Source organism: Acinetobacter sp. ANC 3813, assembly GCF_002135435.1.
In the GTDB taxonomy this organism is placed as follows: domain Bacteria; phylum Pseudomonadota; class Gammaproteobacteria; order Pseudomonadales; family Moraxellaceae; genus Acinetobacter.
In genome coordinates this window covers 1-16,071 of sequence record NZ_NEGK01000008.1, presented here as the reverse complement: position 1 = coordinate 16,071, position 16,071 = coordinate 1, and the positions used below count along the sequence as shown (strand labels likewise).

Below are 16,071 nucleotides of genomic sequence, written 5' to 3'. Positions count from 1 at the left end.
AGTTATCAATTATTAAAATTTATTCATTGGTAATTATTAATGCAACTGGGCTAATTTCTACTAGCTGAAATAGAAAATATCTTAAGCTCAATAAAAACAGGGATGAATAAATGAAGGTTTTAATTACCGGTGGAACAGGTTTTATTGGAAAGCAGATTGCCAACAAAATTTTAGCACTAGGCAGTCTTGCATTTGATGGTGAACAGGCTCAAACAGTGGATAAAGTCATTTTGTTTGATGCCTTTGCAGGAGAAGAGCTTCCTCAAGACCCTAGAATTGAAGTCATTGTTGGTGATATTACGGACAAAGCCTTGGTCGAAAACATCACACAAGATATTGATGTCGTTTGGCATTTGGCCGCAGTTGTGAGTTCTGCTGCTGAAGCCGATTTTGACTTAGGTATGGACGTTAATTTATACGGTTTATTATGTTTATTAGAGGTATTGCGAAAACAAGGTTCAAAACCGAGGGTTATTTTTGCCAGTGGCTGTGCTGTGTTTGGCGGTGACTTACCAGAAGTTGTGACAGATGAAACAGTGGTTACTCCTAAATCATCTTATGGTATGCAAAAAGCAGTGGGTGAGTTATTGGTTTCAGATTATTCACGCAAAGGTTTTATTGATGGGCGAGTTTTACGTTTACCAACCATTGTCGTCCGACCAGGAAAACCCAATAAAGCGGCATCCACTTTCTTTAGTTCTATTATTCGTGAGCCTTTAAATGGGGAAAAAGCTATTTGCCCAGTTCAAGCAGATACCCCTGTATTTATTACCTCCCCACGTCGTTGTGTCGAGTCAATGATTCATGCCGCGACTCTTTCACCCGCAAAATTATCGGATAACCGAATTATTCCACTTCCTGGTTTAACGGTCACCGTTCAACAAATGCTTGATGCCTTGGAAAATATTGAAGGTAAAGAAGCTGTTGAATTAGTGCAGTTGAAAGAAGATAAAACCATTCAGCGTATCGTGCAAAGCTGGCCTGTACAAGTCAAAGCTAAATATGCTGAATCCTTGGGTTTTAAGGCGGATGCGAATTTTGAAAGCATTATTCAAGCACATATTGAAGATACCCAAAAAGTAATGGCTGGGACAGCCGATTAAAGTGAGGCAATATTATGGAAGATATTAAACCTGTATCTGCGTTGGAAGAGCAGACCATTAAACGTATTTCAAAAAGAATCATTCCATTTCTCATTATTTTATTTGTTATGGCTTTCTTAGATCGAACTAATATCGGTTTTGCTGCCTTACATATGAATGATGCGATTGGCATTACCCAGACCATCTTTGGTTTAGGTGCTGGTATTTTCTTTCTCGGATATTTCATTGCTGAAGTTCCAAGTAATATTCTACTCCATCGTTTTGGTGCTCGAATTTGGATTGCCCGTATTATGATTACATGGGGCATCATTGCCGCAATGATGGGCTTTATTCACAATGGCACTCAATTTATTGTTTTACGGTTCTTGTTGGGCATTGCAGAAGCGGGCTTCTTCCCGGGTGTTATTTTCTATCTCACATTATGGTTTCCAGCACGCTACCGTGCCCGTGTATTTGCAACATTCTATTTAGGATTGCCCATTGCACAAATTATTGGCGCACCAATTTCAGTTGGCTTAATGCAATGGGGAGATACCATTGGTTATGAAGGTTGGCGATTAATGTATATCCTAGAAGGTATTCCTTCAATTATTTTAGGTATTGTCTGTCTAAAATATTTGACCAATACACCAAAAGAAGCACAGTGGTTGTCTACAGAGCAACGTGTTTGGTTAATGAATACGTTAGAGCGTGAAGAACGTGAAAAAGAAAAAACTGAAGATTCAAACCTAACTAAAGGCGAGATGATTAAACAGGTCTTTAAGAATCCATTGGTTTGGATTATGGCAATGGTTTATTTCGGTATTACGTCTGGTTCAAATGCAATGTTTTTCTTCTTACCAAGCGTATTAGAATCTTTCCGCAATACCTTTGGTATGGAAATTACGCTAATTCAAAATGGTATGTTAACTGCAATTCCTTATGCATTTGCTGCGGTCGGGATGATTCTGTGGAGCCGTCGTTCAGATCGTAAGCAAGAGCGTTATAAACATGGGGCTTGCGCTGCATTAATGGCCGCCGTTGCTATTACTATTGCCTTGGTTGTCAACCAGCCTTGGGCCATTATTGTCGGCTTTATCTTCTTAGCAATTGGTGTCTTTAGCGCCATTAATATCTTCTGGACGCTTCCAGGCCAAACGCTGACAGGTGTCGGTGCTGCAGCGGGTATTGGGTTGATTAACTCAGTGGGTAATTTAAGTGGATTTACAGGGCCTTATTTGACAGGATATTTATATACCACGACGGGAAACTATACCATCGCCTTCTTAGTGATTGCCTCTTTTGTTGCCGTTGGTGGTCTTGGTCTACTGCTATTAGGGAAATTAAAATCTAATGCACTTAAAGTAGAGCAACATCAGGTTAAGACCCAAGCGGTAACGGAGTTTAGATAATGGCGAAGATTGGTTTTGTGGGTACAGGCATCATGGGTACGCCAATGGTCATAAATTTGTTAAATGCGGGACATGATGTAAAAGTATGGAATAGAACGCCCTCGAAACTTAAAACTTTGTTTGATGCGGGGGCGGTTGCTTGTTCTGAATTGAGTCAAGTTGGCGTTGATGTTGAATTTTTAGTGTGTATGTTAAGTGATGGAAAAACCTGCGATGACGTTCTATTTCAAGAGCAGGGTGCCATCAGTCTGCTTCAGCCTGAAAGTACCGTGATTGTCATGAGTTCCATTCCAGTGGCAACGGCAAAGGAACAATCCCAAAAATGTAGTCAACTGGGTTTGCAATATTTGGATGCACCTGTATCTGGTGGGGAAAAAGGCGCAATCAATGCTAGTTTAGCGATTATGGTTGGTGGCGATGAGCATGTATTTTCACAAGCTGAAACTGTATTTAAAGCGCTAGGACGGCCAGTTCTTGTTGGAAAAGTGGGATGTGGTGAATTGGCTAAACTGGTGAATCAAATGATTGTTGCTAGTACAATTGCAACGGTTAGTGAAGGTCTGCTCATGGCGCAACAGGGTGGGGCAGATCCGCGTAAGGTCAAAGAAGCACTATCAGGTGGTTTTGCTGATTCGCCTATCTTACAACAACATGGTGAGCGAATGCTAAACGAGACGTTTGAACCAGGTGGTACAGCTAGAACTCAATTGAAAGATATAAACACAGCCATGGCGCATGCTCAAACTTTAGGATTGAATTTGCCTGTTGCCAAATTGGTAGATCAACTTTTTGAAAGTATGGTAAATGCTGGAGATGGAGGTTTGGATCACTCAGGTCTAATTCGAGAATTAAAACGATTAAATAGCTTAACTCTATAATAAATATTTAAACTTAATAAAATAAAAAACCGGCATATTAAATGCCAGTTTTTTATTAATGACAACTTATACGGTGTTCAATGTTATTTCTAATAATAAAAAATCAAGCCCAAATTGTCACTTAAATTTGAGTGAATTAGAGTAATTCTATGTTTTAATTTCTTGTGCAATAAAGCCATTCAGTGCTGTGATATAAGTCTTCAAACAGTACAAATACAAACTGTAATCTCTCATTTTTTTTAGTAATTTATGATGTTTGTCACATTAAAAATAAATATCTATATGATATTTATTTATTTTAATAAAGGGTTATTATTTATAGTCAGATAAGTTTTTAAAGATTTTTTATTAACGTCTTTTTTCATGCGGGAAAATGCTTATACCTTTAGCTTTGCTAGACCTTAAGGCTATCTTTATTGCGGTAAAAGACGTGGCTGTAAAGAAATAAAACAGTACATCTTGTAATTTAATCCTAATGAGCAGTTTCATGATCAGGTGCTGATAATAATGCTTATGCTGGGGAAAATAAAAAGATTGTATAAATCAGGAATTATAGAATGCAACATTTTTTAAAATTAGCCGTAGCCATCAGTATGGCTGGGTTGCTTACCGCTTGTGGCGGTAGTGGGGATGGAGTTTCCTCTTCAGCTGACTCTGGTGCTGAAAATCAGGCGCCTGTGAGTGCACCGACGCCACTTAATGGCCGCATATCCAACGCATTGGTAAGTGGGGATGTTTCTGGCTTGGAAACATCAGATGTCGGCACAATCCTAGACCAGGCAATTACAGAAGCAAATGGTCAAAAAAATTATATCAGTTCTGTGCTGAGCTCCATTTATGGCGGAGGTGTTGATCCAACTCTGAATATCGGCACCTCAACCAGTAACAGCGTGGGTGTACAGTCAGGCACGTCGGCAATTCCGTATATTGTAGCGGATGGTGGCCGGGGCATGGCTGCGGTTACTGGTTATGGCAACGGGCGCGGCATGGCATATGGCGCTGATGTGCTGAACTGGATAACCAATGGCAGTAAAGAAACGCAACATTATCCTTTATTCTTGCGGGCATTTAAATGGCTGTTAACGGGCTCAGGCAATGGCACGCTTCCGAGCACCATTAAATATGCAGTATCTGGTTATGATACAACTGTAGTGAATAAATTTATTGTCCGTACAGGCGCAGTGCCAGAGGCAGTCTCTTGTAATGTTGCGGACAATAGCAATAACTGCTGGAAAAACGCTGATGTTATTATATTTGGCGGTTCAGTTGCAGCCAGTAACGAACTGAGTGCGATGGTGCGCAAATATTTGGCGGCAGGAAAAGCGGTTATTTATATGCACCCAGGCTGGTGGCAATCTGCTGGAGGTACACAAGTTGTGTCCGCGATGGGCATGACATTAGGCGGCGATCCAGGGAACTATTATGCAGCTGCCAATAATGTAAAAGTATCTGAGCGCAGTAATGCACAAGTATTGAGTAGTGTGCTGGCAGCATCGGATAAATTTAAAAATTTAGCTGCGTCATTAGAATTATTAAAACAGAATGCGCCAGCTGTTAATTTGACAGTAGATACATCGTCTGTTGCACCATTTACAGCAGCTTTAACGGATCTTTCAACATTGAATTCGTCTAGAACTGATATTTTTGCCGGTGATCGTGCGCATCTCCTATACCGGTTGCTGGTACTTTGGGCGGATATGGAGCGTCCTTCAACAAATTACGGTACGATCAGACGCAGCAATGCCTCTGCTTTTTTAAAGGCTTATGCGAGTGATGCTTTCCAATGGTTTGCACGCAGTACCGCAACGGCTACACCAACGGGACAAGGCGATTACATGCCAGCTTCAGCCCAGTTGATGATTCCAAGCAGTGAATGGGAAGAAATTGAAGTGACTATCCCCCAAACTAGCGGTACGACCCTCATTGGCCGAGGCGCTATTCCTGGCAAGGGTGTACAAATTGAAATTTCTGATGCTGCTGGAGCTGGCACTTTAGGTATTCAAACCAGCTTGCTCAGAAGCTGGGGCAATCCATTAACAGAGTCTAGTGATACTTATGCGCGCCCGCTGCGCCCTCATTCCTTCAATGTCAGTTTAAAAAGCGGCATCAATAATTTCGTCAGCCCGAACGGCGGGCCGCTGATGTTGAGTTATAGCGGCGCGACAGCGGATACCATCGTGAAATTGCGGATTAAAGGCACGGTTAAATATTCACATTTTGATTATACCCGTGATATGAGCAGCACTGATATTTCTGAGGCTGTGGCTGCATTGAATGCAGGCACTTACGGCTGGCAAACGACGAAAGTTACAGGCGGTGAAATCCAGCAAATCATGAAATATGCGAAAAACGCTATCGGCAGCTTGTCGCCAGAGATGTATGCCAATACGTATATCCGTGATGGCTTATTTATGAGTAATCATATTGCGAATGGTTATAATGATGCTGGTATGACTGCTACAGTATCTTCTTTATGCAATAGTTTTGACTGGACATGTGATGGCAGTGTACATAAAGAACCTGTAGTGCAACACTTCGTGGGCTGGATTGCGACGTGCGGTTTCTTGTGCTCAGGCAACCCAATTGATGGGTCTGCAGGTATTGGTTTGGGTTGGGGGTATGCACATGAAATGGGCCATAATACTGTACAGCGTATCATGCGTATTAAGCCAAACGGAACGAACGGTTGTTTAGTCGAATGTGACAACAATATTCTTGCGAGTGCAACCGCATTACGCGTATTGGAAACATTAGGTGTTAATGCAGACAGCGGACATCCGCTTGATTATGTAGGCACTTATGCAGATATTGTTGCAGCGCGTAAACTCGGTTTAAGTGATGCCGCATATTTAACCGAAATGCAAAATCGTATTTGGTCAGATATGAAATACCAAAACAAAATGCGTACTTTGCATTTCCAATTGGCATTCCAATTTGCCAAATACCGCAGTAGCTTAACACAACCTACAGTGACATCAACTTTGGACTATTTAGCTTTATTGACCAAGGGTGACCGTCTGGTAAATAAAACCTTTACGCTAGATAGCGCTTCAAAATATGGCATGAGCCGATATACTGTTGCAACTGCAAAAAGTATCTCTAACCATGATTTACTGTATGTTTTGAGCTCAAAAATTATTGGCAAGGATATGCGTAATATCTTCTGGATGTACGGTATTCCCTTAAGTAATGATGCTTTGAATTCTGTATCTGATCTTGGTTTTGCTATTGCTCCATATAGTTTTTATGCATTGGAAACAGGTAAGCATAACCAGCTAAAATTAGGTCAATGGATAGATTTAAGCAATAATTCGACACCAGCTTGGCCGTATAAAAATTAATGTAAATAAAAACGAAAAGGGAAGCTGAGGCTTCCTTTTTTATGTGTTTTTGAAATGATGAATGCATGAATCATGCTAATCAAAAGTGTGGAATATGAGCATCAATATTTTCAAATACAGACCTATCCCTAAAATTGGCCTATTAAGTGATAGATGAAAAAAATATAAAGAAAGTAATGATATAATACAAATTTTTCAATGGATTTTAATTGTATTTGAATTAGTACGCCATTTAAAATCTTGCAACTGGATGTGAACATAATTAGTTTTGTTATTAAATGGGCTTTGTTGCATAAAGATTTTAAAGATAGAACTTTTCTAAGATGCTCAAATTTAAATGACAGTTTTGGTGTGAGGTCTGCCCAGTTCTCTAACTTATTTAACACAGCTATATGCAGTTTACGCAATTGCCGAAGCAATTTAGGCTGATGTTTCTTGCGTTTCCATTCTCTCTCACACACAAAACTTAAAGCCAGTTGAATCTACCAATAGATGAAGTCCACCATGATTTTTTCGATAACTGATCACAATATCAATTTACTTTTGTCGTCTACATAGTGTGAAATAATCTGATGCCGTCTAACTTCAACTATTGAGTTGAATAAGTCTTTGCACAAAGCTTTAGACAATCAGTAAATGAAGTCGAAATAGAGATTTGATCTGAATAGCCATCGATTTTGCAGGCACATTTTAGTTAGATAAAATGACTAAGTAATGAGTTGCTTATGCGATTAATACTGAAGAAAGGAAAACCAGATCAATCTGAGTTGTAATATACCCATAAATTATTGGCCGCCGTATGGTTAGATAAGTTCGCTGACCGTAAACCGAATGAGCTTTCTGGAGGGCAACAGCAGCGTGTGGCGATTGCACGTGCTCTGAATACTCAGCCTGTATTATTGTTGGCCGATGAACCGACAAGCAATCTTAATACTCAAACTGCTGCGTAAATTTTTGAATTATTTCGTAAAGTACATCGCGAACATGACTGTGCAGTCTTATTAGTGACTCATGATCCTAGATTATCGGCAAGCTGTGATTGAACCATTAATCTGGTGGATGCGAGAATTCACAGTGATTCCAAACACGATATGAAATAAGTACAAATATGGATCACACCTCTGGGAATAGCAGTTCAAAACATATACCTTCTGCGCTATTGACTGCCTGATACATTCCCTGATGAAGCATTAAAATGGATGCCACAATCGATAAGCCTAAACCACCCGTTTGATGAGGGCTTTGTCTGCTGGAACTGCACTGATAAAAACGCTCAAAGAGATGAGACAAATGCTCAGGGGCAATTTCCAAACCACTGGTGATCACAGATAATGTAACCATCTGTATATTATTAATGATCTTCCGGTGGCTAAGCACATAAATAGTTCGGTGATTGCCGCCGTGAATGAGCGCATTTGATATCAGATTATACAGCGCTTGTAGTAACAGTTCAGGATCTGCAGATAGCTCAGTCGCTTCAAGACTTAAAACAAAATTGCAGTGTTGTTCTTCAGCTTGATACTCGAAAATACTGAATATATCTTCTATAAATGATTGAAGTTGAATCTTCTGTTTGTTTAAGCAAACTTTGTGCGCATCTGCGCGGGCTAGAAATAACATGCTGTCAATCATTCGTTTTAAACGTTGATAGTCCTCCAAGTTGGAAATCAGGAGTTCCTGATACTGTGCGTGACTACGTTCATTCATGAGTAAAATTTCGGTTTGCCCGATTAAATTATTCAATGGGGTTCTAAATTCATGCGCAATGTCTTCAGAGAAGCGATTCAGTTGGCTATATCCCATTTCAATACGGTCAAGCATGGCGTTAATATCGGAGGCTAGTTGTTCGATCTCTTGAGGAGGATGACTCAGATTGAGTCTCTGTTCAAGTTTGTGAATATTAATAGCATGAGCTTGTTCGCGTAGTATTCTTAACGCATTCAATCCGAGACGGCTAGCAATGGCGCAAAGCATGAAAATGACTAGAATACCGCTAAACGCATAGATAAAAAGACGTTTTTTAAAAGGCGAGATAATGGCTAAACGTTCCGACCACTGCTTGCCTGCAATTAATAGATAGGGTTGTCGATTAATTTGAATGGTTTTCCATGCAATACGGGTGGGATAAGCATGAGCCGATAAATCACGGAATTCAATCTGAGGCTGGTGGGTAAATTTAGGTAGTGGAATGCTAAGAGGATTAATATTGATCAGAGCCTGATTTCCCTGAAGCAATAAAAACAGATTGTCCTGATTGCCGAGCATATTTTGATACAGCTTCGGACGTGCGATAATCTGCTCAATATTGCGACTGTCTTGCAATAAAATTTCCAGACGTTCAATACGTTCAGCCAAAGCCCGATCTTGCTGTGCAATTAGAATCTGGTTGATGCCAAAATAAGTCATCAATGCCACAGTACACAGAACCATCGCAGCACAAGTGGTAGCCAGCAATGTTAATCGTAGTTCTAGTGAACGAATGGGGTTAAACATTATTTGTCTGCCGAAATTTTATAGCCTAAACCGCGAACAGTATGAATTAACTTCATATTATGTCCCTCATCAATTTTACTGCGTAAACGCCGCACAGCCACATCAATAAAATTAGTATCGGTATCAAAATTGATCTGCCAGACTTCAGACGCTATTTGCCTGCGTGTAATAATTTCATTCGGATGGCGCAGTAAGAAGCGCAAAAGATTGAATTCTTTTTTACTGAGTTCTATAGGCTGCTGGTTACGCCAGACTTTATGATGGATTAAATCCAATTTTAAATTTGCAATTTCTAATTGATTTTCCTCTACATACTGCTGACGTCTAAGTAGACTTTTAATTCGGGCCTGTAATTCAATATAAGAAAAAGGCTTGGCTAGATAATCATCGGCGCCTAGTTCCAAACCTTTGACCCGATCAATCACCTGGTCTTTTGCGGTAAGAAAAATTACTGGAATCTTAGAAAATTGTCGCAATACTTTCAGGACTGCCCAGCCATCTATATCGGGCAACATCACATCTAATATGACCAGACTATATGCATGCATTTTTAACTTTTCCAAGCCTTCTAGCCCTGAATGGACACATTCAGCGGCATAGCCAGATTCATTTAAGCCATTCACCAGATATGAGGCGATTTTTACTTCATCTTCGATAATTAGAATACACATTTTGTTCAGGCTCATTTTGAAGATGACAACTTTGTAATGTGATTGTCATCATCTAAATCATTCAGATTGTATAAGATTTTTAAAACTTAATTCAGAGCAATCATGATGAACAAACTCAAAGGGCTTATTGCAACAGTAATGCTGATGAGTAGCAGTACTTTTGCACAATCCGTTCAATTGAATCAAGTTTATTCACTTGATTCTCAGGCAGCACAAACTCTTATTGATGCTGCTGTGACCGCATGTCAAAAAATACAGCATAACATTGCCGTGGTAGTGGTGGATCGGGGAGGAAATACCTTGATGTCAAATAGGCATGAAACTGTCGGACCACATAATTTGGGCGCAGCCGAAAAGAAAGCCTATACCGCTTTATCGACCAAAATGGCGACCATGTTGTTAACTCAAAATGCCCATGAAAACAAGGATGCAAAAAATTTAACCACCTTATCAAATCTACTGTTGTTAGGTGGCGGCGTACCTGTGCGCTATGAGAGTCAAGTTGTTGGCGCGATTGGAGTTGCGGGAGCAGGAGGCGCAAAAAATGACCATTACTGCGCAGAAACAGCTGTTCAGTCTATTTTCAATCCTTAAGGAATCTATTATGTTTAAAAAATTATTGCCACTCTCAACACTATTGTTGACTTCAATGACTTTTGCACAAACTAACCCCTTAAGTGTGCATGTGTTGAATCTAGAAAATGGTCTGCCTTCCGCTCAAGTCGAGGTGGTACTGGAAAAAAATACTGGGAATAAATGGGTGAAGTTAAATCAGCAATATACTGGCCCTAATGGTCGTATTACTGCATTGTTTCCTGAAAATCAGAAGCTTGAAGCTGGTATTTATAAAGTTACCTTTAAAACCGAGGACTGGTTTAAAAAAAATAAGCAAGATACTTTCTTTCCTGAAGTTCCTGTAATTTTTAACGTAGATGGAAGTGTCAGCCATTATCATATTCCATTACTTCTAAGTCCTTATGGATATTCGACTTATAGAGGTAACTAGGATTTAAAAGGGCTAGTCTAACTAGCCCTTTATTTGTGCTGAGTCCGTAAGCTAGAGAAAAATCACAAAAAATTCATGATCGTATTATTATGCTTTTAGTTGAATTCAAATTGACTCAAGGTATGTAAATGAGTTGATAGAGCTAATTCAACCTTCATAGTAATTAAAAATGAGAGTGGCATGAATCAATTTTCTCAAGAAGACTTATCCAGAATTATCGAAATGGCTTGGGAGGATCGAACTCCATTTGAAGCCATTCAACGTGAGTTTGGTTTGAATGAAGCGGCGGTGATCCGCTTGATGCGGCAAAATATGAAACCCGGTAGCTTTAAAATGTGGCGTGAACGCATGACCGGCCGAAAAACCAAGCATCTGCAGTTGCGTTCACCCGATGTGATACGTGCCTATTGTTCACGGCAATACAAGCGTTTCTAAGTGTTTGATTTTGACTACCGTCTTGACTCACGTTTACATCGTTCAGAACAATATCGTACTTCCTCCCAGCAGCGGTGCCATTTTTTTCGCCAAGTAAAAGGGCGCAAACAGTGGATACAGATTTTTACAGGGAGATGCTGTTTTTTCATCGTTTATAACTCATTGATCTGGCTTAGAAGTTGCTGGGCATGGCTGATAATCTGCTGCTGATCTTTAAGTTTATCTAGCTGTCGATAAATCATGCCCATACGTGGATGGGTACGAAATTTCGCCTCATTCCGGATCATGAAATACCAGTACAGGCTGTTGAACGGACAGCTATTCAGCTCGGTGCGAGTTTTGACATTGTAGCTACAGTGCTTGCAGTAATCCGACATCTTATGGATATAATTGCCCGAGGCGGCATAGGGTTTGCTGGCCATCAAGCCTCCATCGGCATGCATCACCATGCCCAGCGTGTTCGGTAATTCTACCCATTCATAGGCATCGGCATACACTGCCAGATACCACTCGCTGATCTGCTGCGGGTCTACACCAATTAATAAGGCAAAATTTCCAGTCACCATCAAACGCTGGATATGATGTGCATAGGCATGCTGAAAGGTATTACGGAAACACTCAGCCATACAGTTCATTCGTGTACGGCCAGTCCAGTAAAATTGTGGCAGCGGCGCTGAGTGCTGCAGTGCATTGCGGCTGGCATATTCCGGCATGTATAGCCAGTAAATTCCGCGGACATATTCGCGCCAGCCGAGAATCTGTCGGATAAAACCTTCCACTGCATTCAGTGGTGCATGATTGGCATGGTAGGCAGCTTCTGCCGCATCACAGACTTCTCTGGGCACCAGCAGGCCACAGTTCAGATAAGGTGAGAGCAGGCTGTGAAACAGCATGTCTGAGTCTTGAACCATGGCATCCTGATAATCGCCAAAATGTGGCAAACTGTGGGTAATGAAATGCTCCAGTGCAAGCAGGGCATTGCTACGTGTGGTGGCCCAGCGGAAGTTGTCAAGGCTGCCAGAGTGACGGGAAAATTCACGTTCAACCAATTCAAGCACATCCAGATCAATCTGATCGTGTTCAAAGTGAAGTGGTGCAGGCAAAGTGGGATTGCCAGCCCAGGCCTTGCGATTGGCACTGTCATAGTTCCACTGTTCTCCAAGCGGCTGCTGTCCCTGCATCAAGTAGCCGGTCTGCTTGCGCATTTCCCGGTAAAAATATTCCATACGCAGTGTCTGGTAGCGGCTGGCCCAGTGCCGGAACTGTTCCGGACTACAGAAAAAACGTTCATCATTCAGGCACTGAACTGGCAGTTGCAGCTGATGGCTCCAGTGCTGTTCAATCTGCTGCTGTAAACGATATTCCCCGCAGTGCGTAATGACCAGTTCTGTGACTGGTAAGAGTTGTTGCTGTGACTCAACGAAATCCAGCAGGCTACGAATAGGACTACCAGATTGAAAAGTATGGTAACGTACACGCCAGCCTTTTGCTTTGAGTTCTTTGGCAAAATGACGCATGGCACTAAAAATCAGGGCAATTTTCTGCGGATGATGAGCGACATAGGTGGCTTCCTCAACAACTTCAGCCATCAGGATCACATCCTGGGTAGGGTCTAGTGATTTGAGCGTAGCAAGCTGATGATGAAGCTGATCACCCAGAATTAAACCGAAACGCATAGCCAATCTAGACCCGATGAAAGATAGCGCAGTGTAAAGCCAGATAGTTCAATTTTTTGTGAAGATAAAGATCAGCCCGCATGCTGAGTTAATTTAACTCGTCTAAATTATCCTCTGGCATTAGACAGAAATCATGATTGTTGCAATAACAGGTTGTTCATCTCTCAAATGCTAAAGCCAGTTGATAAAAATCCCTTCGCATTATTCCTTAATACATAGATGCTGTGAAAATTATATGATTTTAATCATAAAGATAAAAATTATTTTGTTTGTAATTTAGGCAGCTTGCGCCTAGTATTTTGCTAGAGGTTACTCCATGTAAGCTTCCTTAGTTTTGTCCCATACACCCCTCTGTAAGGGATTTTTTTTAAACAGAGAATTGTCATGAGCATGCATTCAAAAGCTTATATTTTTAGACAGCAGCAATTACTGGTGGATGAGCATTTTCAGTTGCCGCAGGCAGCCAGACTGCAGCACGATCTGTACCTGTCGGAAAATGGTGAGATCATTGCCCGTGACCTTAAAGAAGATGAACTGGTGCCGGAAGGTTATCAACTGGTACCAATCCGGCTACTAGTGCAAGTCTGGAGCAGAGTGCAGTTTGAACAGGCTAGCCGTGCGGTACAGTTACTGGAATGGCGCCGTAATCACCGCTTTTGCAGTCAATGTGGACACTCCACCCAGCAGCACGCTAGCCAGTATGCCATGGTCTGTTCATCCTGTGGCTATAACCAGTATCCGCGGGTGAATCCCTGTGTGATTACCATCATTACCCGGGGTACAGATGAAATTCTGCTGGCAAAAAATGCCCGCAACAAAACCCAGATGTACAGCCTGATTGCAGGCTTTGTAGAAGTAGGAGAAACCCTGGAATATGCAGTACGCCGTGAGACGTTGGAAGAAGTGGGGCTTCATATCAAAAATATTCAATATCTATCCAGTCAGCCGTGGCCGTTTCCCAGCAATCTGATGATGGCCTTCAAGGCAGAATATCAGGAAGGGGAAATTCAGATTCAAGAAAATGAGCTCAGCGATGCGCAATTTTTTAAATTTGATCAGTTACCCGAGATTCCGTTCAAGGGTAGTATCGCCTATGCCATGATTCAGCATGTGATACATGGAACGCCTGTTGCAGATGACAGCAAAGAATGGCTTTGAAATTTAAAAAGAGAAATGTTTGAATATTTAGATGATAATTTCAGGCTGAAATAAGAACGGAAATCTAGAAAAGGAACTCTCTCAGCACTTGCCATGGACTTTGCCCGTTTTCACTCTATAGACTGAAATAAAGAGCTTGGCAATGATGGATGCTGCATGGTTTTTTTTAGTGTGGTGTCATCGGTTCGATCATGTAAATGTGCTGTATTTTACAGACCACTATAAACAGATGCAGTCCTGAATAGGTTGGGAATAATTTAGATAATCTTGAAAATTTTTCCACTTGAAGTACTTTGGAAAAACATATCAATGCTAGGTTGAATATCTTCACCATCCACGGTTATATATTTGACATGGGAGTAAGACTGGTTAGCGTCAAAATGGTAATCAACTGTGGCTTGAATAGAATATTTGATACCGAATTGATCTTTCATATTTAGATTTTGTTTAAGCATTTAGATATACCTTGAATAACAGCACGAAAGAAAAACGGTTACATGGCTTCATTATTCATAAATTTTTAAGTTAAATCACTTTATAATTTAACTTAAATAATTGATTCATGGAGATATAAAATGTGCGACTATCTAAATTTAAATCTACTTCAACGCCAGATTCTAGACGTACTTTTTTACCTACTTCGATCGCTTTAAACCCTTCACGTGTATTTTGCATTTTATTTAAAGGGATTAACGAGACAATAATTTCAGTACCATTTGTAGATTTTGCAACTAATTCATTATTTTTTAACAATGTATATCTTGTTTTTATCATTTTTTCGAAGAATGTGATTAACAACTTTTGAATTAAAAAAGTACAGCGTCGTACTTTTTTAATTCATCAAATTACTTAGACCGCACTAATATTAACTGCGTTTGGTCCTTTTTGACCTTGAGCGATGCTGAATTCAACTTGTTGACCTTCAAATAAGGTTTTAAAACCTGAACTGGAAATCTCACTGAAGTGAGCAAAAACGTCTGGGCCAGATTCTTGTTGAATAAAACCAAAACCTTTAGTTTCATTGAACCACTTAACCGTACCTTTAACAATATTTGAGTTTGACATAATAAATCCTACTGATTTTTTAATAATTTTAGCCATTTTATTGACTACTTATAACTTGGAAAATAATAATGAATGAGACTTAAAATCTAAACAAACGAAGTATTATTAATAAAACGACGATACTTAACAGAGATTGAATGAAACAACACTTTTTTCTAGTTAAGCTCAGTATACATTAAAAATAAATTTAATCAAGTTTTCTTATATGTATATTTGATTGTCTTATAAAAGGCATCTGAATCTGGAAAGAGTCTGTTGATCTGGTTGACTTTTTTTAACAAGTCTATAGACAGCACTGATACATTTAAACAGAAAAAACCAATTTACCGCTTAAAAATGGGATACAAGAAAAAATGATTTTACTCATTTTTCAGGCTATAAAATTGAAATTTCGCCTACATTCGTCCTGCAATTAATCTTCACGCTTTGTTCACATCTCTTTGGGTTATCTTTGCTAGAGAATCAAATAAGGCTTGAAAATGAATACTCTATTAAAGTCAATTGCGGGTACGGCACTGGCAATCATCAGCTTAAGCTTATCTGTCACTGCTCAGGCAGAAACAACTGCACCCCAAGCAGTAGAGAAAATCGATATTCAACAGTACGCAGGTAAGTGGTATGAAATAGCGCATTTACCGATGTATTTTCAACGTAAGTGCGTTTCAGATATTACAGCCCAATACAGTGTAAACACTGATAAAACGATGGGTGTATTAAATAGCTGTCGTACTGCAAACGGTGAAATGATCAGTTCCGAAGGTGTTGCCTATCCGCAGAATGAAGGCAATAGCAAACTTAAGGTGAGCTTTTTGCCTAAAGGCCTAAGATGGTTGCCATTTACTAAAGGTCATTAT

General features: G+C 40.2%; 16 protein-coding genes and 2 pseudogenes. 10 read left to right on the top strand and 8 right to left on the bottom strand.

All coding sequences use genetic code 11. The features are described from left to right. Window positions 1–110: 110 nt before the first annotated feature. The 4 genes from denD (at window position 111) to B9T34_RS12490 (ending at window position 6,713) form a co-directional block, all read left to right on the top strand. Complete coding sequence (gene denD / locus B9T34_RS12505; RefSeq protein ID WP_086213466.1) at window positions 111–1,103, top strand: D-erythronate dehydrogenase; 993 nt, start codon at window positions 111–113, stop codon at window positions 1,101–1,103. A gap of 14 nt (window positions 1,104–1,117) precedes the next feature. Then, entirely contained in the window at window positions 1,118–2,494 is a 1,377-nt protein-coding gene (locus B9T34_RS12500) for an MFS transporter (protein ID WP_086213465.1), read from the top strand. Next, entirely contained in the window at window positions 2,494–3,372 is an 879-nt protein-coding gene (locus B9T34_RS12495) for an NAD(P)-dependent oxidoreductase (RefSeq protein WP_086213464.1), read from the top strand. Before B9T34_RS12500 ends, B9T34_RS12495 begins: the two co-directional genes overlap by 1 nt. Before the next feature lie 557 nt (window positions 3,373–3,929). Beyond that, on the top strand, window positions 3,930–6,713 hold the full coding sequence (locus tag B9T34_RS12490; RefSeq protein ID WP_086213463.1) for an ImpA family metalloprotease: 2,784 nt from the start codon (window positions 3,930–3,932) through the stop codon (window positions 6,711–6,713). A 383-nt stretch (window positions 6,714–7,096) separates the two neighbouring features. Here the strand turns inward: B9T34_RS12490 and B9T34_RS19040 are convergent. Beyond that, window positions 7,097–7,292, bottom strand: a pseudogene (locus B9T34_RS19040) (transposase); the annotation flags it as partial. A 134-nt stretch (window positions 7,293–7,426) separates the two neighbouring features. Between B9T34_RS19040 and B9T34_RS19180 the strand changes: the two are divergent. Beyond that, a pseudogene (locus B9T34_RS19180) lies at window positions 7,427–7,756 on the top strand (ATP-binding cassette domain-containing protein); the annotation flags it as partial. A gap of 70 nt (window positions 7,757–7,826) precedes the next feature. On the opposite strand, the gene B9T34_RS12480 reads toward B9T34_RS19180, so the two are convergent. Together B9T34_RS12480 and B9T34_RS12475 are read right to left on the bottom strand one after the other, a co-directional pair. Beyond that, window positions 7,827–9,209 carry a heavy metal sensor histidine kinase gene (locus tag B9T34_RS12480; protein ID WP_086213462.1) on the bottom strand — a complete coding sequence of 461 codons (1,383 nt, stop codon included), beginning with the start codon at window positions 9,207–9,209 and terminating at the stop codon, window positions 7,827–7,829. Next, a complete protein-coding gene (locus B9T34_RS12475) occupies window positions 9,206–9,877 on the bottom strand; it encodes a heavy metal response regulator transcription factor (protein ID WP_086213461.1) in 672 nt (223 codons plus the stop codon). The genes B9T34_RS12480 and B9T34_RS12475 overlap by 4 nt, the downstream gene beginning before the upstream one ends. A 105-nt stretch (window positions 9,878–9,982) precedes the next feature. On the opposite strand from B9T34_RS12475, the gene B9T34_RS12470 reads away from it, so the two are divergent. From B9T34_RS12470 to B9T34_RS12460, 3 genes are all read left to right on the top strand, one after another. Next, the gene (locus B9T34_RS12470) at window positions 9,983–10,471 is read left to right on the top strand and encodes a GlcG/HbpS family heme-binding protein (RefSeq protein ID WP_171265210.1); all 489 of its coding nucleotides are present in this window, start codon (window positions 9,983–9,985) and stop codon (window positions 10,469–10,471) included. Window positions 10,472–10,481: 10 nt separating this feature from the next. Then, window positions 10,482–10,883, top strand: coding sequence for a hydroxyisourate hydrolase (gene uraH, locus B9T34_RS12465; RefSeq protein ID WP_086213459.1), 402 nt, complete (start codon window positions 10,482–10,484; stop codon window positions 10,881–10,883). A 180-nt stretch (window positions 10,884–11,063) separates the two neighbouring features. Further along, entirely contained in the window at window positions 11,064–11,318 is a 255-nt protein-coding gene (locus B9T34_RS12460) for a TIGR03643 family protein (RefSeq protein WP_086213458.1), read from the top strand. 14 nt (window positions 11,319–11,332) lie between these two features. On the opposite strand, the gene B9T34_RS12455 is transcribed toward B9T34_RS12460, so the two are convergent. Continuing rightward, window positions 11,333–11,467, bottom strand: a complete 135-nt coding sequence (locus B9T34_RS12455; protein ID WP_086213457.1) for a DUF2256 domain-containing protein — start codon at window positions 11,465–11,467, stop codon at window positions 11,333–11,335. A gap of 3 nt (window positions 11,468–11,470) precedes the next feature. After that, window positions 11,471–12,994: a cryptochrome/photolyase family protein gene (locus tag B9T34_RS12450; RefSeq protein WP_086213456.1), complete on the bottom strand. Its 1,524-nt coding sequence runs from the start codon at window positions 12,992–12,994 to the stop codon at window positions 11,471–11,473. A 384-nt stretch (window positions 12,995–13,378) separates the two neighbouring features. Here B9T34_RS12450 and nudC point away from each other — a divergent pair, with 384 nt between their 5' ends. Beyond that, the gene (gene nudC / locus B9T34_RS12445; RefSeq protein ID WP_171265206.1) at window positions 13,379–14,152 is read left to right on the top strand and encodes an NAD(+) diphosphatase; all 774 of its coding nucleotides are present in this window, start codon (window positions 13,379–13,381) and stop codon (window positions 14,150–14,152) included. Window positions 14,153–14,409: 257 nt separating this feature from the next. Here the strand turns inward: nudC and B9T34_RS12440 are convergent, their stop codons facing one another. The 3 genes from B9T34_RS12440 to B9T34_RS12430 all read right to left on the bottom strand — a co-directional run bounded on the left by B9T34_RS12440 (window position 14,410) and on the right by B9T34_RS12430 (window position 15,217). Then, complete coding sequence (locus B9T34_RS12440; RefSeq protein WP_086213455.1) at window positions 14,410–14,607, bottom strand: hypothetical protein; 198 nt, start codon at window positions 14,605–14,607, stop codon at window positions 14,410–14,412. A gap of 70 nt (window positions 14,608–14,677) precedes the next feature. Then, window positions 14,678–14,905 carry a hypothetical protein gene (locus B9T34_RS12435; RefSeq protein WP_086213454.1) on the bottom strand — a complete coding sequence of 76 codons (228 nt, stop codon included), beginning with the start codon at window positions 14,903–14,905 and terminating at the stop codon, window positions 14,678–14,680. A 96-nt stretch (window positions 14,906–15,001) separates the two neighbouring features. Continuing rightward, window positions 15,002–15,217, bottom strand: coding sequence for a cold-shock protein (locus B9T34_RS12430; protein WP_086213453.1), 216 nt, complete (start codon window positions 15,215–15,217; stop codon window positions 15,002–15,004). Between the two features lie 479 nt (window positions 15,218–15,696). Between B9T34_RS12430 and B9T34_RS12425 the strand changes: the two genes are divergently transcribed. Continuing rightward, window positions 15,697–16,071 (top strand): lipocalin family protein (locus tag B9T34_RS12425; RefSeq protein WP_086213452.1); only part of this gene is annotated, 375 nt, incomplete at its 3' end.

What these genes read in the sequence shown, in the direction of transcription:
- denD (WP_086213466.1), top strand. Translation starts at nt 111, where the DNA reads ATGAAGGTTTTAATTACCGGTGGAACAGGTTTTATTGGAAAGCAGATT.
- uraH (WP_086213459.1), top strand. Translation starts at nt 10,482, where the DNA reads ATGTTTAAAAAATTATTGCCACTCTCAACACTATTGTTGACTTCAATG.
- B9T34_RS12500 (WP_086213465.1), top strand. Translation starts at nt 1,118, where the DNA reads ATGGAAGATATTAAACCTGTATCTGCGTTGGAAGAGCAGACCATTAAA.
- B9T34_RS12455 (WP_086213457.1), bottom strand. Translation starts at nt 11,467, where the DNA reads ATGAAAAAACAGCATCTCCCTGTAAAAATCTGTATCCACTGTTTGCGC.
- B9T34_RS12430 (WP_086213453.1), bottom strand. Translation starts at nt 15,217, where the DNA reads ATGTCAAACTCAAATATTGTTAAAGGTACGGTTAAGTGGTTCAATGAA.
- B9T34_RS12450 (WP_086213456.1), bottom strand. Translation starts at nt 12,994, where the DNA reads ATGCGTTTCGGTTTAATTCTGGGTGATCAGCTTCATCATCAGCTTGCT.
- nudC (WP_171265206.1), top strand. Translation starts at nt 13,379, where the DNA reads ATGAGCATGCATTCAAAAGCTTATATTTTTAGACAGCAGCAATTACTG.
- B9T34_RS12495 (WP_086213464.1), top strand. Translation starts at nt 2,494, where the DNA reads ATGGCGAAGATTGGTTTTGTGGGTACAGGCATCATGGGTACGCCAATG.
- B9T34_RS12470 (WP_171265210.1), top strand. Translation starts at nt 9,983, where the DNA reads ATGAACAAACTCAAAGGGCTTATTGCAACAGTAATGCTGATGAGTAGC.
- B9T34_RS12440 (WP_086213455.1), bottom strand. Translation starts at nt 14,607, where the DNA reads ATGCTTAAACAAAATCTAAATATGAAAGATCAATTCGGTATCAAATAT.
- B9T34_RS12490 (WP_086213463.1), top strand. Translation starts at nt 3,930, where the DNA reads ATGCAACATTTTTTAAAATTAGCCGTAGCCATCAGTATGGCTGGGTTG.
- B9T34_RS12475 (WP_086213461.1), bottom strand. Translation starts at nt 9,877, where the DNA reads ATGTGTATTCTAATTATCGAAGATGAAGTAAAAATCGCCTCATATCTG.
- B9T34_RS12460 (WP_086213458.1), top strand. Translation starts at nt 11,064, where the DNA reads ATGAATCAATTTTCTCAAGAAGACTTATCCAGAATTATCGAAATGGCT.